The following is a 20,407-nucleotide window of genomic DNA, read 5'->3' as shown; positions in this document are numbered from 1 at the left end:
TTGTAGCTTGTAGCTTGTAGCTTGTAGCTTGTAGCTTGTAGCTTGTAGCTTGTAGCTTGTAGCTTGTAGCTTGTAGCTTGTAGCTTGTAGCTTGTAGCTTGTAGCTTGTAGCTTGTAGCTTGTAGCTGAATTACACTCGCTTCCCATGCGAGACGATACCCGTGATTACCTTTCCCTGTTCCTGAATGACACGCCCCTGCTGGACGTGCGCGCCCCCGTGGAATTCGCCAAGGGCGCCTTTCCGGGTGCCGTCAATATTGCCCTGATCAACGATGACGAGCGCCACCAGATTGGCATCTGCTACAAGCAGCAGGGCCAGCAGGCGGCCATTGATCTTGGCAATAAATTAGTCAGCGGCGAGGAGCGGCAACAGCGCATGCACACCTGGCAGCAATGGTGGCAGGCTAATCCCAACGGCTACCTGTATTGCTTCCGTGGCGGCTTGCGCAGCCAGACCACTCAGGCCTGGCTACGCGAAGCCGGGATCGATGCGCCACTAATCACCGGTGGTTATAAGGCGCTGCGCCGGTTTTTGATTGATGAAATGGAAGCCTGTATCGCCAGCTTGCCACTGGAAGTGCTGTGCGGACGCACCGGCTGCGCCAAAACCCGAGTGATTGAACAACAGCCCAACGCCATCGACCTGGAAGGTCTGGCGCACCATCGCGGTTCCTCCTTCGGGCGCCGCCCGGGCGGCCAGCCCACCCAGATCGATTTCGAAAACGCCCTGGCCATTGCCCTGCTCAAACAGCGTGACACTCAGCCCACGCGTATTCTGGTGGAAGACGAAAGCAAACTAATCGGCCGCTGCCACCTGCCTTTTTCCCTGCAGGATCAGATTAAATCGCAGCCACGTATCGTCATCGAGGAATCACTGGCATCCCGTGTGCAGGTAACACTGGAGGATTACGTGATCGGCCCCTTGCAAGAATACGCCGGCTATTTCGGTGAACAGGATGCGCTAACACAGCTCGGCGACGAGTTACTTGCTGCCATGGATCGCATCCGCCGACGCCTGGGCGGCATCCGCCACCAGCAACTTCGTCAGCAACTTCAGGAAGCACTTGCCGTGCAAGCCGCCTGTGGCGACACCGAACTACACCGCGAATGGATTCACCGCCTGCTCGCCGATTATTACGACCCCATGTACGACTACATGCTGTCCCGTCGCGAAGGCACCATTGTATTCCAGGGCACCCGCGCCGAAGTCAGCGATTTCCTCAACAACCGCTGACGCAAAACCGCGCGCAAGCCGTTATACTGCCCCCACGTTTGCGTATGGCCGAACCCGCAATCGTACCCGTGCATTTCCCTCATAAAGTTCGGTAAGCCTCCCTATTAAACGGAGACAACAATGCGTTTGAAATGTCTTGCTGCACTGGCTGCAGTCTTGCTGCTATCTGCCTGTAACGAACCTCATACCGGCACCTTCACCTTTACCGCGATTCCCGATCAGGATGAATCCCAGCTGGTGAAACGGTTTGGCACCATTGCGCTCTACCTGGAAGACCAGCTCGGCGTACCGGTTAAATACGTGCCGGTGAAATCCTATGCCGCAGCCGTGACCGCCTTCCGTAACAATGAAGTACAAATGGCCTGGTTCGGCGGCCTCTCCGGCGTACAGGCCCGGCGCCTGGTGCCCGGCTCTGAAGCTATTGCCCAGGGCCAGGAAGACACCGCCTTCAAATCGTACTTTATCGCCAACAGCAGCACCGGGCTCAGCTCCGTGGAGACTCTCGGCGACGATTTCATTGCACAGCAGTCGTTCACCTTCGGCTCCAAAGGCAGCACCTCTGGTCGCCTGATGCCCGAATTTTATCTGCGCGATACCTTCAACAAGGCACCCGGCGATTTGTTCGAGAAAGTGGGTTTCTCCGGGGACCACAGCCGTACCATCGCGCTGGTGCAAAGCGGCGCCTACGCCACCGGCGCGGTGAATTTCAAAGTCTGGGAGCGGGAACTGGCCGAGGGCAAGATCGACACCAGCAAAGTCAGCGTGATCTGGGAAACCCCCACCTACCCGGACTACCACTGGACCGTGCGCGGCGATCTGAATGACCGCTTCGGCGAAGGCTTCAGCCAGCGCGTCACCGACACCCTGCTGTCCATCGACGATCCGGTGCTGCTAAACGCGTTCCCACGGGAAAAGTTTATTCCGGCCTCCAATGCGGACTATGCCCCGATTGAGGAAACCGCCAGCGCCATTGGCCTGTTGGACTAACGGCCAAAGGCAGCACCAGCGTGTTCCGCTTTCAGCAGGCCCGGCTTGGTCATGGCCACCAGGTAGTCTTCGACGACCTAACGCTGACCATCGAGCAAGGCGAAAAAGTCGCCCTGCTCGGCCCTTCCGGGGCGGGCAAGTCCACCCTCCTCAATGCCCTGCGCTCCCAGCAGGAAAGCACTTGTGCCTGGTGTCCCCAGGCCGGCGCCCTGGTGCCCATGCTCAGCGTGTTCCACAACATCTACATGGGCGCCCTGTCCCGCAATCGCACCCTCACTAACCTGCGCAACCTGATCACCCCCAGTCGACACGAGCGCGAACAGGTTGGCGCGCTGGCCAACGACCTGTCGCTTCACGACAAGCTATTCACCAGTGTCGATCAACTCTCTGGTGGCCAGGCGCAACGTACCGCTCTGGGCCGCGCCCTCTATACGCAACGCCCGATTCTGCTCGCCGACGAACCCGTCTCCAGCCTGGACGAGCATCAGGGCCAAGCACTGCTGACGTTATCACTGGCTCGCCATGCCAGCGCCGTGATCGCCCTGCATGACCGCGCATTGGCGCTGGCCTGCTGTGACCGAATTATTGGTCTGAACCAGGGCAACATCGTCCTCGACGCTGCCACCCATTCGCTATCGCTTAGCGATCTGGATGCCCTGTATCGGGATGACGTGAATTCATGAACGCGCCAACGTGAATACGGCTAGCGCGCCAGTGAATACCACTGCCAGCCGCTGGCGGCGCACCACCGGCGGTCTCGCCCTGGCGGGGCTGGCAGCACTGTTACTGGCCGATATGGAGATCGCCCGCTCCAGCCCTGGCCAGGAACTGCTGCGCATGGGCAAAGGGTTCATGGCCCCAGACTTTTTTGCCACCGAACAACTTGGCCAGGCACTGGCCAACACCTTGGCCTTTGCCTGGCAGGGCACCGCGCTGGCCGCCCTGTTCGGTTTTTTGATGGCAATTTGCTGGTCGTCACGGGCTGTCCGCGGCTTCGCCGCCAGCATCCGCGCCATTCATGAACTGTTCTGGGGATTGCTGCTGTTACAGGTAGCCGGCCTCAGCACCCTCACCGGGGTACTGGCCATCGCCATCCCCTATGCGGGGATTTTTGCCAAAGTGTTCGGGGAGTTTCTCGAGGAATCGGATCCAGACCCATCTCACTCTCTGCCCGTCAGCACCACCGCCGTCAGCCGCTTTTTCTTCGCCCGGCTGCCACTGGTCTGGCAAGCTTTCAAAGCCTACGGAAGTTACCGGCTGGAGTGCGCCCTGCGCGCCTCTGCCATTCTCGGCTTTATCGGTTTACCCACTCTGGGCTTTCATCTGGAAACCGCCTTTCGCGAAGGCGTGTACGACCAGGGCGCCGCCCTGTTGTATCTATTCTTTGCGCTGATTTTCACCCTGCGTTGGTGGCTGCGCCCGGCATTGATCCCGGTGTACCTGATTGCCGCCGTGATTTGGGCGCCACCGGTTTTTACCGGCAGCCTGTCTACTTTGGTGCGTTTTGTCACGGTGGATCTGGTTCCGTTCCCCCTGCGTCAGGGCGGCGGGTTAGTGGAACTGTGGCAGTGGTTCGCCCTGCTCTGGCAGCAGCAACTGTGGCCCGGGCTGTGGCAGACCGGGGTACTGGGCCTGGCCGCCTTGCTGCTCACCGGTGTGCTGGCGCTGGTGCTGTTCCCGCTCACCTCGCCGCTATTCGGTAATCGGATCAGCCGCACCCTGGGCCATGGCGTACTGGTGGTGCTGCGTACCACCCCGGAATTTTTTCTCGCCTTCTTCTTTCTTATATTGCTTGGCCCCTCCATGTTGCCCGGCATTTTCGCCCTGGCCCTGCATACCGGTGCCATCGTTGCTCACCTGACCGGCCGCTTCAGCGAAACCCTGCGCCTGCGTGCCGACGCCCCCACCGGGGTCAACCGCTATGCCTTTGAGGTCTTGCCGCGCATCAGCCCGAACCTGCTGGCCTTCTTGCTCTATCGCTGGGAAGTGATCATGCGCGAAACCGCCGTGCTGGGCATTCTTGGCATCCATACCCTGGGTTTCTATATTGATTCCAGCGTGGCGGAATTCCGCTTTGACCGAACCGCCCTGTTGATCCTGGCCACGGTGTTGCTCAATCTGGGGGTCGATGCCTTGTCGCGCACACTGCGACGGCGCCTGAGACTGCACCCCGGCCACGGCGTGCCGGCAAGTGGTTAGCCAAACAAAAGCAGACACGAGTCGCCCTATGAAACTGTACCAAGTGGATGCTTTCACCGACGCCCTGTTTGCCGGCAACCCGGCCGCCGTGGTGCCGCTGACACGTTGGCTAGATGATGCCCTGCTGCAAAACATCGCGCTGGAAAACAACCTGTCGGAAACCGCTTTTCTGGTGCCGGACGAACAAGGCTTTGCGTTACGTTGGTTTACCCCTCAGGTGGAAGTGGACCTGTGCGGCCACGCCACACTGGCCGCCGCTTGGGTAGTCTTCAACGCACTGGGGTTTCCCGGTGAGCGCGTGCGCTTTTCCACCGCCTCCGGGCCACTGTTTGTCACCCGCAGCGGGCAAACACTCAGCCTGGATTTCCCGTCCCGCCCGGCCCATGTACTCGCTGATAGCACACCGTTTCATCAAGCACTGGATCTGCCCATCCGGGAAGTACTTCAAGCCCGAGACACCCTGATCATTGTCGATAGCGCCGAACAGGTCCGTCACTTTCAGCCGGACTTCGCCGCCATCGCCTCACTGGATACCTTCGCGGTAATGATCTCTGCCCCCGGCGAAGACTGCGATTTTGTCAGCCGTTTTTTTGCACCGGCCAAAGGCGTCCCGGAAGACCCGGTCACTGGGTCGGCCCATTGCACACTGGTGCCCTACTGGGCAGAAAAACTCGGCAAGACACGCCTCCATGCGCGCCAACTTTCCCCCCGTGGTGGCGAATTGCACTGCCAATTACAGGGCGACCGCGTCATGCTCAGCGGCACCGCTCGCTGCTACCTGCAAGGTGACCTTCAACTGTGATACGCCCCTCTGCCCATTACGATCTGGTGTTTGTTGGCGCCGGCCACAGCCACGCGCTGGTCCTGCGCATGCTGGCCATGAAACCGATTCCCGGCGTACGCCTCACTCTGGTCTCCCCGGATAGCCTGAGCGCCTACTCCGGCATGCTGCCAGGGCTGATCGCCGGGCACTACGACCTGAATGACACCCACGTGGATGTATATCGGCTCTGCCAGGCCAGCGGCTGCCGCTTCATTCAGGCCAGCGTCACGCAGATTGATCCACAACAGCGACAATTACAGCTCAGTGATGGCAGTCAGCTAGATTACGACTGGCTAAGCCTGGATGTGGGCGCCACACCGGATCTCGCGCCCATCGGCAACGATTCTGCCGGCGTTGTTCCGGTGAAGCCGGTGGCCAGTTTTTATACCCGCTGGCAGCAACTCTGCCACGATACCGGCGAACAAACGCCGTCCCTGGCCGTAGTCGGCGCCGGTGCCGGCGGCACCGAAATGGCGCTGGCCATGGCCCAGTACTTCCAGGCCCGCCAGCAACCGGCAGAGATTCAACTGATCACCGGCGGTGATCTGTTACCGGGCTTTCCTGCCACTGTGCGTGACAAGATGCGCAAGCGGCTGACCGCCCATCACGTCACGCTGCATACCGATACCCGTGTCAGCCGCGATGGCCAACGGCAACTACGCATGGACAATCAGCCGCTAGCGGCCCAATGGGTGCTCTGGTGCACCGGCGTACGAGGGTTGCCGTTACTGACAGACAGCGGCCTGGACTGCGACCCGCAAGGATTTGTGCGGGTAAACGACACGCTGCAAACGGCCAGTGACGCGCGTATTTTTGCCGCCGGAGACTGCGCCGCCTTTCCCACATCACTGCCCAAGGCCGGGGTCTATGCGGTTCGTCAGGCGCGCACCCTGGCCGACAACCTGCGCGCCGCCATTCAAGGGCAACCGCTAGTGGCCTATCGGCCACAATCGCGCTTCCTGTCACTGTTATCCGCCGGCGGCAAAGACGCCATTGCCAGCCGGGGCGGCAAGCTGTCACTGGGCGGCCATTGGGTGTGGCGTTGGAAAGACCGTATCGACCGAGCCTTTATGGCCAAGTTCGATCAACACCTGCCCACCATGATTGTCCCCCCGGCAGACACGGACGCATTACACTGCGCCGGCTGCGGCGCCAAGGTCGGCAGCAATGCCTTGCACGACGCATTGGCACACCTTCAACCGGTGGTGAAACAGGGCATTGAAGCCGGTGTAGACGCCGCCGATGATGCCGCCATCATCGATTGGCCCGCCGGGCAGCGGCTGGTGCAGAGCCTGGATTTCTTCCCCGCTTTTATCGATGAGCCTTACCTGTTCGGGCGCATCGCCGCCCTGCACAGCCTCAGTGATCTGTACGCCATGAACGCCCGCCCCCACTCCGCGCTGGCCAATGTCACCCTGCCCTGGCACCACCCGCGCCTGCAGGGCCGCGACCTGCAACGGATGATGGCCGGAGCCGTCCGGGAACTGAATGCAGCCGGCTGCACCCTGGTTGGTGGCCACACCATTGAAGGCCCACAGATGGCCGCCGGGTTCACCGTCAACGGCCAAGCGGACCCGGCACAGCTCTGGCACAAAAGCGGCGCCCGCCACGGCGACCGGTTAATCCTCACCAAGCCGCTAGGCAGCGGCGTGCAGCTTGCCGCCTTGATGCAGTCCCCCGGCAATGCTGATATCACTTTCCACGGCCCCTGGCTGGAGGCCACCTTGCGCCACCTGCTGATCAGCAACGGATTGGCCCAGCAGGCCTTGCAGGGCATACCCGTCAACGCCTGCACTGACATAACCGGCTTCGGGTTACTCGGGCATCTCTACGAAATCAGCCAGCAAAGCGACGTAACCCTGGCGGTGGATTGCCACAATGTTCCCTTGCTGCCCGGCACGCTTTCGCTAATTCGACAGGGCGTGGCCAGCACGCTCAGTGACGCCAATCGCCATATTCTGATGCAATGCGAGCAACCCAAGCCCGTGGACGATGCCCTGCTCACCGCCCTGTGTGACCCGCAAACCGCCGGCGGGCTGCTGTTCTGCCTGCCCGCCGACTATGCCAGGCAGGCACTGCAACAGCTTGATCAGGCAGGCATTGCAGCCGCGGATATCGGTAAAGTCCTTGTAAAAAGTCCCCCGAACCATGCATCGATCCTGTTGGATAGCAGTCACACTGGTAGCGTATAACGCTTCCAATTATCAGGAGATGCATCCATGACAACCTCAAAGCGCGTTACCGGCATCATCAGTGCCTTTATGCTGCTGTTCATGCAGCTGCTGATCGTACCTGCGGCCCAGGCCGCCATGATTGGTAATGACACCGTAATCCAGCAACAGGACCGCGCTGCCATGAAGCAGCAGGTGATGCAGCTGATGGATCACAAAGTGGCCGCCCAGGCCCTGAGCGAATACGGGGTAAACGAACAACAGGTGAGCCAGCGGCTCGATCGTCTCACCGATGCTGAACTGCAACAGCTGGCCCAGAAATCCGAAGAACTGCCCGCCGGCCAAGGCGTGCTGGGCGTGGTGCTCGCCATCATTCTGGTGCTGGTGATTCTGGATCTGCTCGGCGCCACCGATGTCTTCCCGGTCATTGATCCGGTGAACTAATGGCAATGGCATTACGCAGCCTGTTTGCCAAAAAGCAGGCCGCCCTGCTGGTAACCGTTTTGCTAACGCTGGGCGGTTGCCAGAGTTTTCCCCCGCCGCAAAGCGCCACTGTCCACACCGAACAACAGGTGGTGGTGCCCTTTGTTCCCCAGGATGCCTACCAGTGTGGCCCGGCCGCCTTGGCGATGATGCTGCAATGGGCTGGCAAAGACGTCAGTGCAGACGCACTGGTGGACGAAGTCTGGCTACCGGAACGCAAAGGCTCACTGGGCATCGAGCTGCGCGCCGCAGCTCGCAGCCGTGGCCTGATGGCCTACCCGGTGGAATCCGCCGAAGCGCTGTTTCAAGAGTTACAGGCAAACCGCCCGGTGCTGGTGATGCAAAACCTGGCGTTGCCCCGCTGGCCGAAATGGCACTTCGCGGTGGTGACCGGCTACCAGGACCAAGGCGATACCGTGGTGCTGCACAGTGGCACCAGCCAGAGCGACAGCACCCACTGGAACCGCTTTATCCGCACTTGGGCCCGGGCCGACCAATGGGGTTTCACACTGGTGGAAGCCGGCCAGCTCCCTGCCAGCGCCGAACCCGACGCCCTGTTTCGGGCCATTTCACCGTTACCCAATAGCGCCGCGTTCTGGCCTGCGGCGGTAGACGCCTTCCCGCAAAGCGGGCAGCTATGGTTCGGCTACGGGAATGCCCTTTGGGCAGAAGATAAACAGGAAGATGCACGGACCGCGTTTGAAAAAGCAGTGCGTCATGCGCCGGAGCTGGCCGCCGCCTGGAACAATCTGGCCTATGCGCAACAGGCAGCGGGGGATAACAAACAGGCACGGCAAAGTATCTGTCAGGCCTTGTCGGTATCACCGAACGATAGCGAGGTTCAGGACAGCGCCCGTGAGCTGGGTGCTCAGTCCTGCGACGTCTCGCCGGCTCCCTCTGCTGCTTCTACCCCCTCTGCCTCCTCTTCGGCGGCCAGTTCAGGGTGCTGCGCCACCAACTGATCGCGCTGCTCACGCAGCGTGTCCAGTTTGGCGATGCCTTCTTCCAGTTGCTCAGGGGCAATGCCAAATGCCTTTCCCTCGGCGATCAGCCCTTCCAGCTCGGCCATTTTGCGATTGGCCGCCGCCACGAAAGACGCGCGCACCTGCTGGTTCTGGCGGGCTTCGTATTGCTGATACTGAGACGGGTCTGCCAGTTCGGCAGCGCTGGGCGGTTCGCGTAAATCCGTATTGCGCACCAGCGGCGGCGTGCGCGGATCGCCATTGCGCATGCTTTCGCGCAGTGCCGCCACCGCCTGTGGTGAGGGCGTCGGCGCGGCTGAGCCATCGCGTTCATTGCGATTATCGGGGGGGGGAAGTCTGCGCTCCGCCACCGTATCAATCATCGACAACGCCGCCGGAGTAGACGCCGCTTCCGCCTTGGGTTGCGGGTGCTGTGGCAGGCCTGCCACAGCCTCATGCGTGGCACTCGGCGACGCCGGCTCCTCCGGCACAAGCCAGTAGGCCCCGGCGCTCGCCGCCACCGCCAACCCAGCCAGCAGCGCCAACCGCAACAGGCCACGCTGTTGCTGATGCCGCCTTATCGGCATCGTCTTGCGATCATCCACAGACATCACAATACCTCGTGATTCACTCGCAACGACGCCGCCTCGGTGGCCTCCGCCAGCAAGGTCTGGAAACGCTGCTGCATCTGCTCCCGGGCAATGGCCTGGGCCGCCCGATAACGCACCGATTCACTGTCCACACGCTGATAGCCCATTTCTTTCTGATCCACCCAGAGCAGCTCCCAATAAGGGGCACTATCGGTGGCCGGGCTACGGAACGGCGGCGACACCCGCTGGGCCGGTTGTACAAACGCCAGCGCCTGGATCCAGTGATCCTCACGGCTATCGCGGTCGATCCAGCCCAGCGCCCCGCCCTGTTCGCGGTCAACCGCGACCGAGTAGCGCGCCACCGCATCGGCAAACGCCTCGCCCGGGTCAGCGCTTTCGTCTTGCTGTATTTTTAACAGCTCGGCATAAATCCGGTCGGCTTCGGCTTGGCTGTTCACCCGCAGGTGGTGGGCGTGAACGCGCTCCACGCGAGTGAATTCGTCCTTGTGCTGTTGATAGTACGCAGCGATCTGCGCCTGGCTCACTTCAGCCGCCAATGCCCGCAGCTGCGGGTTATCGTCGTGGATATCGTGCATCAGCCCCAGATCATGGAGCAATACATCACGGGTCATGGCGTCATCAATGCAGTCATCCACGGCAGCGATGGCATCGCCGGATAAACCCGAGTGCTGGTCGAACCAGTAAAAGACATACTCCATGGTGAGCTGTTGCTTGATGGCCTCACGGATAAAGCCGGTATTGAGGTTGTGCATTTGGACTTTCAGCTGAATATTCTGCCGGCGGTACAGGTCCCACAGTGTCAGCGTTTGTTCCGGCTGATCCTCGTCAAAACGGTAACGGGCAATCACCAGCTGACTGGCCGCGTGTTGCTGGGCCTCGGTCATGGTGGCGTATAACGCCTGCTCCAGCTTCAGCAACGGTGACAGCGCTTCGTCAGACAGCACCAGCGGCGCAGAAAGATAATCCAGGCTGTTTTTCGTGCCGCTCTCTTCCACCGCTACGCGCAGCGCATCGGCAAAGGCAGTACGAATCAGCTTGAAGCGTTGTTGTTCATGTCGGGTCTGTGCGTCATAGCCCACCCGACTGGCGTCGGCATGATCATGCCCGGCTGGGTCGTCATGCTTGTGGGCCACCGCTGCCAACAGCCGGTTTTCCACCAGCCCTTTGAGCACTGCTTCACGGCTGACATCAGGCTCACTGCGATGGGCAGCAGCCACAAACACATTCAGGGTATCCAGCGGAATCACGGTGCTATCCACTGTCGCGGCCACGCTGTCGGGCAACGGCCCCCAGTGCTGCCAACCGGCATAGCCGGCCAGCGCAACAACCGCTAACCCAATGGCCAACATCCCTCGACGTAATGCCATGGCCGTTTTCCTCTATTTTGTTGTTAGTGCAACGCAGACACGCATCGCCCTACACCCATCAAGCACGTGTAGCGTGATGCATGCCGCTTGTTACGTCTTATCAGGGATTAACCTTCACGGCAGCGTGGTTTAGCACATGCACCACCATGGCGATGGCATGGGGAATCACCACCTGCGCCACCTGCACTCGATCCGCATGGTCGGTGCTGGACAGCACAATACCGCCATTGCCGTAGGCCAGTGCTCCGCCTTCAGTCAGCAAGGGGCGAATATCGTTGCTACTGGATGCCAGCGGGGTGAAATCCAGCAACGCCTGATCCACCAGCGCAGTGTTGCTCAGATTTTCGCTGTCATAGTAATCCGCCACCCAGGATTCCCAGCCGCTGTGGTTCAGCGCCGAGGTGGTCCACACATGGTGCGGCTGCAACAGGTCGGTGGTGTGCATCACGAAACCCAGAGTCTGGGCGGTGGGGTTAGCGAGGAACTGGCTGTACCAGTACTGCCCCAGATTATCGATGGGCTGGAAAGGCATTTCTTCAAAGTCATCGTACATGGACTTGCTGGAGGTGCTGCCCTGGCGATAGTTGGCTTCAGTGACGCCGTAGGTGTTGTACTCGCTGTCATCGGCACAGCTCCAGAAGCACCAGCCGGTCATGCCACCATTACCATCATCCATGTAGTCACCCACCAGCCAAGCAGCGGCGATGTTGTCGATATCCCCCCAGACGGTGAGCAGGTCGTAGTTATAGCCGCCCAGGTCATTACCGTGCGCGTCGGAGCCCCGGGTATGGTTCTGGAAATGCCAGTAGGAGGTGTAGTTCACCAGTGAGACCCCGGCGTTAAAGACCGGCGCATACACGCAGTCCCCGGTGACCGCGCCACACAGGTAGGTATCCTGGAAATCGTCCACGTCGTAGGCGCCCTGGCCGATCACTTCAGCGAACTGATCCACGCTGTACCCGGCCGCGTTCACCCAGCTCTTCAGCCGGTTGTACTCGGTGGTCGTCGGGTGCGCCTTCATGTAGTTCACCGCATCGATGGCAATGCGCTTGTGGGTAATTTGCTGGAACGCCTGGGCAGGCGATGAAAGAACAGCCGCGGCCAGCAGGCCGGTGAGTGCAAGCGTCTTCATGGGGGTCCCCCTCCTGTTATTGTGATTATGTAAATTTTTGTATTTATTGATCAAACAATAAACAAGCAGGCATATCAACCCAAGGGCTCAGACGGACAAAAAGTGGACATTTCCTGACAGGACACATCGCGTCTTTGCTTCAGTGCCCGCCTCCGCTTTTCATCTCCATGCCCACCCCTCGTATAGAATGGGCACCTGCACACCCTGCCATGAATAAGTGACAATACATGGACAGGGTTTTGTTCTGGTGGCCCCCGTGCCCATAAACCCTTACTCGTCGTCGCCCGGTGGTTCGCCAACGACTTCGCTGATTAGCACTGTCGGGACAGCAATGATCCCGACCCTGTGATACAAAGACCTCAACACTTTTCAGGAGCCTTGGTTGTTATGGATCGACGCCTTCTTCCTCTCGTCCTACTGATATTGCTACCCGTTCTCGCTATTGCGCAGCCCGGCAGCTTTTCCCTGCCCGGCGTTGGCGACCTGCAAAAGCAGCTCACCGATACCAGTGACAAAAAATCCGACGGCACGGAAAACCCCGACAAGAAACAGCTCAAGGAGACCCTGAAATTCCGTCAGGAGATCGACAGCAACCAGGAAAAAATCAAGGAACTGAAAACCTTTTCCCAGCAGGCCGCCAGCCAACGCACACGTCTCAACGTCGAACTCACACGTCTGCGCCAGGAACGGGACACCGATTGGGAAAAACACTACGCAGGCAAAAATCTGGACGCTCTGGTGAAAGCCCTGGTCAGCGAGCTGGATGCTCTGGAAGCCAATCAGGAAGATCTGGCTGACGCCAACAGCGACCTGACTCGCGCCCAGACCCTGCCGGAACAGGCCCAAAACGTAATCAGCAAAGCCATGGACCGGCTGGACGTCATCCGCACCCGCCTCAATCAAGGGGTCGATGAAGAAGGCGAAGCCTTGTCTGAATTGCAGACACGGACGCTGAACACGGAAATGCAGGCCCTGGAATCACGCATCGAGCGCTATAACCAGGAACTCGCCATTGTCGATAAACAACAGGATATTGCCCGCCTGAGACAACAGACAGACAAGCAGCTACAGCTCATCATTGAGGCAAAACTGGATGCGCTGCAGCCACTGATCAATGAGCGCCGCCTGAATCAACTGGAAGAAACCGCCAATTCTCCGGAAACCGATCTCCCACAAAGCGTGCTGGACCACCCCCAGGTCCAGAAAGCCATGGACAAGAACCGGGCCCTGCGTGAACAACTGGCCGGAGCCAGCGAAAGTGTAAACAGCCTGCTGCGTGAAGCGGTCAACACCAAGACCGAACTGGACAAGGCACGTTCATTATCCTCCACCGTCAACGACCAGATTCGCATGCTCGATGGCAGTTTGCTGCTGTCACGCATTCTTTACGAGCAGCAAAAAAGCCTGCCCCAGGATCAGGGCGAACTGAATCTGGACAAGGATATTTCTGACGCGCGCCTCAGCCAATTCGATATCGAACGGGCCATGCAGGATCTGGATGACGCACACCTGCCCTCACAGGCCCAGGCGGACAAACCCCTGAGCCCGGCACTGGAGCAGGCCTTTTCCATCCTCCGGGAAGAGCGCCTGGCCATTTACGACCAGCTGGACCAGGAACTCAGCCGCCAGCTGGCCATCCTCACTCGCACCCAGCTCAGCCATGAACAGCTGCGCAAAATTACCCGCAGCCTGCACAACACCATTTCCGAACAAACCTTCTGGATGCCCAGCAACCAGCCCCTGAGTTTTGAATGGCTCGGCAAGCTGCCAAAAGAACTCATGGAGCAGGTTAAAACCATGCCCTGGGGCGACCTGTGGGAGGGAACTGGCGATCTGTTTAGCCGAAAATGGGTCTGGCTGATCGGGCTGCTCATCCCGGCAGTGCTGCTAATAGTGGTACGCAGCAAACTCAAAAACCGCATCGACGAAATGAACAAGGATGTAGGGTACCTGCGCCGTGATAGCCAGGCTCACACTCCCCTGAGCCTGCTGTACACCTTTCTGATTGCGGCACCTGTCCCGCTTTTTCTTGGCCTGCTGGCCGCCGGCTTGTGGGTGCAACCTGGCACATTCACCAGCGTCATGGGCGCTGCCATGGCACAGATCGCCTTGCTATGGCTGGTATTCGAAGTGCTCTACCGCCTACTTAAAAGCGATGGCATCGCCCAGCGTCATTTCCGCTGGAGCATGGAATACAACCATCAAATGCGGCGGCGACTGCTGGTAACCGGCCTGGCGCTCATCCCCCTTACCTTTCTGGTGGCGTTTGGTGATCAGTGGCCAGCACAGCTCAGTAATGACCGGCTCGGACTGGTGATCATGATGGCATCCATGATCACCATCATGGTGAGCCTGCCCTGGGTGGCGCAGTCCTACCCCGGCCGTCATTACAGCCGCACCATGAGGACCCTGGCCACCGGCCTGTGCATTCTTGCCCCGCTCACCCTGATCGTGCTCACCGGTGTGGGTTACTACTACACATCGGTACGACTCACCGGGCACATGATCTACAGCCTCTACCTGATTGCACTGTGGATCGTTCTGGATGCCACCGCCGTGCGCGGCCTCGCCGTGGCAGCCCAGCGGCTTTCTTACAAACGGGCCGTCGCACAACGCGAAGCCGAACAGAAAGAAGACACCAGCAGCGCCGAAGCCGTGGAAGTGGAAGAGCCACAACTGGACCTGAAACAGGTCAACCAGCAGTCACTGCGCCTGATCCGCCTGGCGCTGGTGGCCGCAATCGGCCTGCTGGTGTATTGGGTCTGGGCAGACGTACTGCATGCCTTCGCCTATACCGACAACATCGTGCTGTGGGAAACCGCCGAAGGAGCCGGCCAGGCCGCCACCACCTCCCCCATCAGCCTTGGCGACGTGATTGCCTCGCTAGTCATCGGTGCCGTGACCTTCCTGTTAGCCAGCAACCTGCCCGGCTTGCTGGAAGTGCTGGTGCTGTCGCGCATGGACCTGCGCCAGGGCACTAGCTACGCCACCACCACCCTGCTCTCCTACGTGATTGTCGCCAGCGGTATCATGTTAACGCTTGGCGCGCTCGGCCTGAGCTGGGACAAGATGCAGTGGCTGGTAGCCGCACTGGGCGTCGGGCTGGGCTTTGGCCTTCAGGAAATTTTTGCCAACTTCATCTCTGGCATCATCCTGTTGTTCGAACGCCCCATCCGCATTGGCGACGTGATTACCATCAACAATCTGGATGGCACCGTCAGCCGCATTCGCATCCGTGCCACCACCTTGATCGACTTCGATCGCAAGGAAATTCTGGTCCCCAACAAGGTGTTCGTCACCGAACGGCTGATCAACTGGTCCCTCTCCGACACCGTGACCCGGATCATTCTCAAAGTCGGCTTCGCCTACGGCTCCGATTTGCAGAAATGCCGCGACATTCTGCTGCAGGCCGCAAAAGAGAACCGGCGCGTACTACGTGACCCGGAACCTGTCGTACTGTTTATGGGCTTTGGTGCCAGCACCCTGGACCATGAACTACGCGTTCATGTGGATGACATCAACGACCGCCTGGCAGCCACCGACGAGATGAACCGTCACATCGACGCCCTGTGCCGGGAACACGACGTGGAAATCGCCTTCAGTCAGCTGGATATCCATATCCGCAATAGCAACGGCGACCAGCTAAATCTGGAAACCCATTCGGCAGAAGAGGAAGGTAATGGGGACGACAACACACCGCCACCGGAAGCCAACGACGGGAAGTCCAATGAAAGCAGCGATCCGCGCTAACCACGGCAGGGGCATCGCTGGCGGCGCGGTGGAGTAACAGTGACGAGTAGCGAGTTTCGAAAATCAAAATCTGGACGTTGGGAAAGTCAGGTTTTCGCTTCTCGTTTCTCGCAACTCGATTGGGTAACCGCGGCGCCCCTACGGGAAATCAGGGCTTACAGCACCACCTCAAAACACTCCAACTGCGGCGGCCCCAGGTAAATGTCCTTGCGCGCCCCCGCATTGGCATGGGCCTTACGGAACGCTTCCGACTTGGTCCACCCTTCAAAGGCCTCTTGCGATTCCCAGGTCGCATGGGACGAGAACAGCGTGTACTCCTCGTTGCTGGCACCTTGCAACAGGTTGAAGCTCTTGAAACCCGGCACATCTTTCAAAAGAGAGTCGCGGCCTTTCCAGATCTCGATGAAATCCTGCTCGCAGCCGGGTTTGATCTTGAAGCGGTTCATAGCAATAAACATAAAAGTCTCGATGTCCTTCCAGGGTTTGAGAGCGAATAAAATGGGAGAAGAGTAAAATGGGGACACGCATAAATTTAAAGAAATGAAATCATACCTCTCACCCCAACGCACACGCCACTTTCTGCCCCGATATCCATTGTCGACCCGTTGCTTCAGCAAAAGCCCGTAAGCGGGTCATCGCACCCACCGCAAGAGGTACCCGCTGTTTTCTAGGGGCCATGTGCCGCAACCATGCACTTTGATCGATACCTAAACGTGAAAGGATCTCAGCGGCCTTGGCGTCAATGGCGCCCCGCTTGTCCTCTCGAATCGCCCGGCCGGTTGCATCCACCAATTGCAGGTAATCCATCAGCCGGAATCGGCAAACCGTTACTGCGTCTTTCTTTTCAGCGTTATCCGTATCAACCAGAGGCACAAGCCGCGGCAACCCCTGGCTGACGCCATTGTTGCGAAAACGCTCTGCGCGCTGCCGGATAGATGTGTGTTCGGAGTCTTCCGGGGTGGCCGCTATGCCGGCCCGCACCGGGTTGAGGTCTACGTAGGCCATGCAGCTCAACAGCGCCTTCTCATCCAGTAGGGCCTGGCTTTTATAACGACTTTCCCAAAAGCGGCCTTTGCAGTGGTCTTCTTCATTGGCTTTACGGGCCAGGTGCTCGTTCAGGCACTTCATGAACCAGCCCAGATCAAACAACCGGGTTCGCCAGCCCTCAACGATTTCCCGCGCTTTCAGGGTCTCGGCTTTGACCGTCTCTCCTCGCAGCCAGCGCTTAACCAGCAGCGGCCCGGAGAACAGCGTCATCCATCGTTCCGCTACCTCTTCTGACGACCACGCTTGAGCGCTCACCCGGTCGACCTTCAGGACCACGTGGTAATGGTTCGACATGACTGAGTAGGCACAAAGGTCGATCGCGAAGGCCTCCACCAAGATAGCTAATCGTTCTACCACCCACTGCCGGCGGTGTTCATAGTTCTCACCAGAGTAAGGATCCTGACCACAAAGAAAGGCCCGCCGCACACAACGGCAGATACAGTGGTAATAGGGCGTCTCGTCCAGCGAGACCTGAGAATAACGGGCTTGTGTCATGGGCGCCTCCTTGCTTGCCATAACACAAACCTTAACGACAGAACCTAGAACCAACCATCAGCGATTCAATCAACGGAGCGTAAGTGATCGTCTAATTTATGCGTGTCCTGTTACTTTGTTGGAAGTTAAGCAACGGGAAACAGGAGACCCCGGGCCGCTGATACACTACACGGGTATAAAAGGATGTACGCTAAAGCGGGGGAACTACAGCGTCGCATTTGACGCGCTTGTTAAGAGCTTTCAGAAGAACCATGAAAATATCAGTCCTATACCCAATAGTGGGAGCACTCCTAGCCACAGTAACACCACTGACCTGAACCCCCATTCCTGCCACTTAGGCAGTGTGGCTTCTTCTGTTTCATCCCATGGTTGCTCTGTGCAAACCACTGAAATGAAGTCAGATTTGTAACTGGGTGAAGCAGAGTTTTCCGCTATAGCAAGGTCAATGGACTCTTTTAGCAGCACGAGACCATCGCGATTCCCAACGATGCAATCCTCGTAGACATCGCTAGCTGTTTTCACCCATGGCTCTACCTCTGCACTCAACCTATTTGCCTCTTAACGCCTGCAGCAGGTGCGCGACGTCAGGAGCGTCACTTGCCTGCATTTGTTATACATTTAAGAGTTCGCCTCCCGTAGCGTATTTTCAATGCCATCGGGCTGTAAATCATTATCTATAGCCTCTTGAGCACGAGCTAGATCATAGTCAGGAGCTTCTCTTACTCCGACACGCCGTCGTTCCGAATCCACTTTCCAGAACTCAACGTGCTCTATGTTCCTCAGTCGAGGCTCCATGAATAACGAAAAGTCTAGCGTATATGCTTCAAACCTACCTTTTCTTCCGGATGCAGCTGAGGTATCTGGCTCAACCACATGGATAAGCTTAAAATCCATAAGCTGGAGGATCAGTTCGTGAACACTAAACAACTTTTGCGCTTGTTCCTGAGAGACCAAAAAGGCCGTCTTCTTCTTTTCTCTTAAACAGAAAGAGATAATATCTTGGTAAACTTTTTCTAATGGAGAAGAATCCGAACTCGCTTCTTCCTTAAGGTTATTCAACTTCGTCCGATACGAGAGTCTGCTTGCGCCCTTCCAAATATAGGTTGGCGTCAGCCATCGATCTTGGTCATCTGCGTTAGCCGCCGAAATTGCCTCAACAAATATATTTAGAAAATCTCTTGGAACCCCTCCTGACGCTAGCACCAACGAGTGAAAGGCGTCGGGATTGAAAAGAGTGTCCTTTGGATTATCAACTCCGGCTGTGTACGATAGCGCGGCGAGCATCTCACCGAGGTATTCGCTGGTGGCCTCTAAATCTTCTAGCGTCCTATCAAGATTAATTTCCTCTACGTCCTGATGGAGCTCTACACCTATTGTTTGTTCACCGTTTCTTATTATAGATGTCCGATGCCTAACCGTTCCTATTTTTAGGTAAAAGTTTGTCCCACGAAGTAACCTATGAAGGTAGTCTATGACATCTGGCTGACGACTTCTTGGTATAAGATAAAAGTCGTCAAGTAGTATAAACGCTGAGTCATACTTGGATTCATCCAAGGATTCCGAAAGTGACTTTTTGTAATCGCTGAGATAACGCTCCAAATGATCAAGTTTCTGCTCTTTGAATTCACTTTGTTTCTCTTGACTATCTGAACGCTTGCCATGAACTTTGGCGGGTCCCTTTTCAATACCACCACCATGTTCAGAATTTCTTCCATCAGTTTGCCTGACCTGGGCTTCTTCGGCTTGCGCAAGAACTTTTCGTAAATCGTCGATGTTCTTCTGTACCGAATTCGGCATTCTTAACAATCTTCGCCACGAGCTACTAGCCGCGGGCATATTCTCAAATATTCGAAGCAATAGCCTGACTAGAAGATCAGGATACGTAAGCCGCTTGAACTCATCACCCTCGATATAAATTGGCAGTATTCCATTGCTAGCGTTTTCGTCGTTTAAGAAATGGACAAAAAGACACGACTTCCCCGACCCCCTTCGGCCAAATACTATCTGGTGTTGCTTGGACCGGAACCTTTCCAAATGACCAGATACGTCCACGTAGTCTGGGTTGTGGTTTGGCCTAATACGAAAGGAGTCTTTGACCAGGTTGGTAAGTCTTGAAACCTCTTGGCTACGAAGCACATGTATCTCCATTTGTATAACAGCGTATTAGTTAGAACGTTCCTTATAACTCGGTTCCGCATAACTCCGAGCTACCCGCCCCACAAAAGATATCAAAATACTCTCATAACAATCACTTACAGTGAAATAGCCAATGTCCTACACGGAGTTCAAAGGAACCTTCCTTTGAACTCCGTTCCTGCTACCCCAATCCCCGGCACTAGAATATCGATTGAAATCAGTATATTGGAATTTCAGCCCCCGAGTTATGCGGAACGTTCCGCTGAAAACGGCCGATCAGCCAGGTTCAGTGCGCGAACACCCACGATCACACAGCCACTGATGTACAATCACGCCCACACTCTCCAGAGCCCAATCCCATGCGCACCTTCGTCCTCCGTGCCCGCGCGGCCTCCACCAACAGCCAGACACTGCTTGCCAATGTAGGCGGCGATGCCCATAGCGAGATTCTGGCGCATACGTTGATGAATGCGATCTTTGTGGCCCAGTCCCACCGTGGTGATGTGGTGGTGCATCTGGTGCTGGAAAGCACCCAGGACTACTCCCGCACCATCACCTTTGTGGCCGCGGAGATGCGAGATATTGGCGGGTTTCATGAGCAGGCACTGCTGACCAAGGTGGTGCGGGCCCTGGATGCTTCTGCCGGCATGGGCAAGGAACAGATGAAGGCTGTGGAGAGTGGGATTACCGTGCGCACGCAGAGCTTTGAAAAGCTGGTGAAGGAATTGGCCGAAGACGGCCACCAGCTTTACATGATGGACCCCAAGGGCGAAAGCATCCGCGAGCTTACCTTTGCCGAGAAACCTTGTTTTCTACTCACCGATCACATCCCCATGCCAAAGAAGAGCTTCAACAGCCTGAAGCGGCTGGGCACGGAGAAGATCAGCCTGGGGCCGACCATGCTGTTTGCGTCGCAGTGTGTGGTGCTGATTAATAATGAGCTGGATCTGGCGGGGGCATAGTACTGGGTTGAGAAGCGAGTGACGAGTTTCGAGTTGCGAAAGACAAAA

Annotated in this window: 16 protein-coding genes; 10 read left to right on the top strand and 6 right to left on the bottom strand. The window is 57.7% G+C overall.

Going from position 1 to position 20,407, the window contains the following annotated elements:
• The first annotated feature begins 145 nt into the window (after positions 1 to 145).
• The 8 genes from mnmH to ABNH18_RS16030 all read left to right on the top strand — a co-directional run bounded on the left by mnmH (position 146) and on the right by ABNH18_RS16030 (position 8,859).
• The gene (mnmH, locus tag ABNH18_RS16065) at positions 146 to 1,234 is read left to right on the top strand and encodes a tRNA 2-selenouridine(34) synthase MnmH (RefSeq protein ID WP_349383804.1); all 1,089 of its coding nucleotides are present in this window, start codon (positions 146 to 148) and stop codon (positions 1,232 to 1,234) included.
• Between the two features lie 120 nt (positions 1,235 to 1,354).
• Positions 1,355 to 2,221, top strand: a complete 867-nt coding sequence (locus ABNH18_RS16060; RefSeq protein ID WP_349383803.1) for a putative selenate ABC transporter substrate-binding protein — start codon at positions 1,355 to 1,357, stop codon at positions 2,219 to 2,221.
• 20 nt (positions 2,222 to 2,241) lie between these two features.
• Positions 2,242 to 2,904: an ATP-binding cassette domain-containing protein gene (locus tag ABNH18_RS16055; protein ID WP_349383802.1), complete on the top strand. Its 663-nt coding sequence runs from the start codon at positions 2,242 to 2,244 to the stop codon at positions 2,902 to 2,904.
• Positions 2,905 to 2,914: 10 nt separating this feature from the next.
• On the top strand, positions 2,915 to 4,420 hold the full coding sequence (locus ABNH18_RS16050) for a PhnE/PtxC family ABC transporter permease (RefSeq protein ID WP_349383801.1): 1,506 nt from the start codon (positions 2,915 to 2,917) through the stop codon (positions 4,418 to 4,420).
• Positions 4,421 to 4,448: 28 nt separating this feature from the next.
• Positions 4,449 to 5,222, top strand: a complete 774-nt coding sequence (locus tag ABNH18_RS16045; RefSeq protein WP_349383800.1) for a PhzF family phenazine biosynthesis protein — start codon at positions 4,449 to 4,451, stop codon at positions 5,220 to 5,222.
• Entirely contained in the window at positions 5,219 to 7,435 is a 2,217-nt protein-coding gene (gene selD / locus ABNH18_RS16040) for a selenide, water dikinase SelD (RefSeq protein WP_349383799.1), read from the top strand. Before ABNH18_RS16045 ends, selD begins: the two co-directional genes overlap by 4 nt.
• A 27-nt stretch (positions 7,436 to 7,462) precedes the next feature.
• Positions 7,463 to 7,858 carry a PA2779 family protein gene (locus tag ABNH18_RS16035; RefSeq protein ID WP_349383798.1) on the top strand — a complete coding sequence of 132 codons (396 nt, stop codon included), beginning with the start codon at positions 7,463 to 7,465 and terminating at the stop codon, positions 7,856 to 7,858.
• The gene (locus ABNH18_RS16030; RefSeq protein ID WP_349383797.1) at positions 7,858 to 8,859 is read left to right on the top strand and encodes a PA2778 family cysteine peptidase; all 1,002 of its coding nucleotides are present in this window, start codon (positions 7,858 to 7,860) and stop codon (positions 8,857 to 8,859) included. The genes ABNH18_RS16035 and ABNH18_RS16030 overlap by 1 nt, the downstream gene beginning before the upstream one ends.
• Here the strand turns inward: ABNH18_RS16030 and ABNH18_RS16025 are convergent.
• The 3 genes from ABNH18_RS16025 to ABNH18_RS16015 all read right to left on the bottom strand — a co-directional run bounded on the left by ABNH18_RS16025 (position 8,766) and on the right by ABNH18_RS16015 (position 11,969).
• Positions 8,766 to 9,470: a hypothetical protein gene (locus tag ABNH18_RS16025; protein ID WP_349383796.1), complete on the bottom strand. Its 705-nt coding sequence runs from the start codon at positions 9,468 to 9,470 to the stop codon at positions 8,766 to 8,768. The genes ABNH18_RS16030 and ABNH18_RS16025 overlap by 94 nt on opposite strands.
• On the bottom strand, positions 9,470 to 10,837 hold the full coding sequence (locus ABNH18_RS16020; RefSeq protein WP_349383795.1) for a peptidylprolyl isomerase: 1,368 nt from the start codon (positions 10,835 to 10,837) through the stop codon (positions 9,470 to 9,472). Before ABNH18_RS16020 ends, ABNH18_RS16025 begins: the two co-directional genes overlap by 1 nt.
• 100 nt (positions 10,838 to 10,937) lie before the next feature.
• Positions 10,938 to 11,969, bottom strand: coding sequence for a phospholipase C/P1 nuclease family protein (locus ABNH18_RS16015; RefSeq protein ID WP_349383794.1), 1,032 nt, complete (start codon positions 11,967 to 11,969; stop codon positions 10,938 to 10,940).
• A 387-nt stretch (positions 11,970 to 12,356) separates the two neighbouring features.
• Here ABNH18_RS16015 and mscK point away from each other — a divergent pair, with 387 nt between their 5' ends.
• The gene (mscK, locus tag ABNH18_RS16010) at positions 12,357 to 15,719 is read left to right on the top strand and encodes a mechanosensitive channel MscK (RefSeq protein WP_349383793.1); all 3,363 of its coding nucleotides are present in this window, start codon (positions 12,357 to 12,359) and stop codon (positions 15,717 to 15,719) included.
• A 155-nt stretch (positions 15,720 to 15,874) separates the two neighbouring features.
• Here mscK and hmuQ read toward each other — a convergent pair whose 3' ends face one another.
• The 3 genes from hmuQ to ABNH18_RS15995 all read right to left on the bottom strand — a co-directional run bounded on the left by hmuQ (position 15,875) and on the right by ABNH18_RS15995 (position 19,058).
• Positions 15,875 to 16,177, bottom strand: coding sequence for a heme-degrading protein HmuQ (hmuQ, locus tag ABNH18_RS16005; RefSeq protein ID WP_349383792.1), 303 nt, complete (start codon positions 16,175 to 16,177; stop codon positions 15,875 to 15,877).
• Between the two features lie 97 nt (positions 16,178 to 16,274).
• Entirely contained in the window at positions 16,275 to 17,261 is a 987-nt protein-coding gene (locus ABNH18_RS16000; RefSeq protein WP_349383791.1) for a transposase, read from the bottom strand.
• Between the two features lie 618 nt (positions 17,262 to 17,879).
• Complete coding sequence (locus ABNH18_RS15995) at positions 17,880 to 19,058, bottom strand: hypothetical protein (protein WP_349383790.1); 1,179 nt, start codon at positions 19,056 to 19,058, stop codon at positions 17,880 to 17,882.
• 698 nt (positions 19,059 to 19,756) lie between these two features.
• Here ABNH18_RS15995 and trmY point away from each other — a divergent pair.
• The gene (gene trmY, locus ABNH18_RS15990; RefSeq protein ID WP_349383789.1) at positions 19,757 to 20,359 is read left to right on the top strand and encodes a tRNA (pseudouridine(54)-N(1))-methyltransferase TrmY; all 603 of its coding nucleotides are present in this window, start codon (positions 19,757 to 19,759) and stop codon (positions 20,357 to 20,359) included.
• The last annotated feature ends 48 nt before the right edge of the window (positions 20,360 to 20,407 follow it).

The sequence above is a fragment of the Alcanivorax sp. genome (assembly GCF_040118815.1).
In the GTDB taxonomy this organism is placed as follows: domain Bacteria; phylum Pseudomonadota; class Gammaproteobacteria; order Pseudomonadales; family Alcanivoracaceae; genus Alcanivorax.
This window is presented reverse-complemented; position numbering and strand designations above follow the sequence as displayed.

Excerpts from the sequence above, each read along its gene's own strand:
- ABNH18_RS16000 (WP_349383791.1), bottom strand. The coding sequence starts at position 17,261 with ATGACACAAGCCCGTTATTCTCAGGTCTCGCTGGACGAGACGCCCTAT.
- hmuQ (WP_349383792.1), bottom strand. The coding sequence starts at position 16,177 with ATGTTTATTGCTATGAACCGCTTCAAGATCAAACCCGGCTGCGAGCAG.
- mscK (WP_349383793.1), top strand. The coding sequence starts at position 12,357 with ATGGATCGACGCCTTCTTCCTCTCGTCCTACTGATATTGCTACCCGTT.
- ABNH18_RS15995 (WP_349383790.1), bottom strand. The coding sequence starts at position 19,058 with ATGCCGAATTCGGTACAGAAGAACATCGACGATTTACGAAAAGTTCTT.
- mnmH (WP_349383804.1), top strand. The coding sequence starts at position 146 with ATGCGAGACGATACCCGTGATTACCTTTCCCTGTTCCTGAATGACACG.
- ABNH18_RS16020 (WP_349383795.1), bottom strand. The coding sequence starts at position 10,837 with ATGGCATTACGTCGAGGGATGTTGGCCATTGGGTTAGCGGTTGTTGCG.
- ABNH18_RS16030 (WP_349383797.1), top strand. The coding sequence starts at position 7,858 with ATGGCAATGGCATTACGCAGCCTGTTTGCCAAAAAGCAGGCCGCCCTG.
- ABNH18_RS16060 (WP_349383803.1), top strand. The coding sequence starts at position 1,355 with ATGCGTTTGAAATGTCTTGCTGCACTGGCTGCAGTCTTGCTGCTATCT.
- ABNH18_RS16025 (WP_349383796.1), bottom strand. The coding sequence starts at position 9,470 with ATGTCTGTGGATGATCGCAAGACGATGCCGATAAGGCGGCATCAGCAA.
- ABNH18_RS16035 (WP_349383798.1), top strand. The coding sequence starts at position 7,463 with ATGACAACCTCAAAGCGCGTTACCGGCATCATCAGTGCCTTTATGCTG.
- trmY (WP_349383789.1), top strand. The coding sequence starts at position 19,757 with ATGCGCACCTTCGTCCTCCGTGCCCGCGCGGCCTCCACCAACAGCCAG.
- ABNH18_RS16015 (WP_349383794.1), bottom strand. The coding sequence starts at position 11,969 with ATGAAGACGCTTGCACTCACCGGCCTGCTGGCCGCGGCTGTTCTTTCA.
- ABNH18_RS16045 (WP_349383800.1), top strand. The coding sequence starts at position 4,449 with ATGAAACTGTACCAAGTGGATGCTTTCACCGACGCCCTGTTTGCCGGC.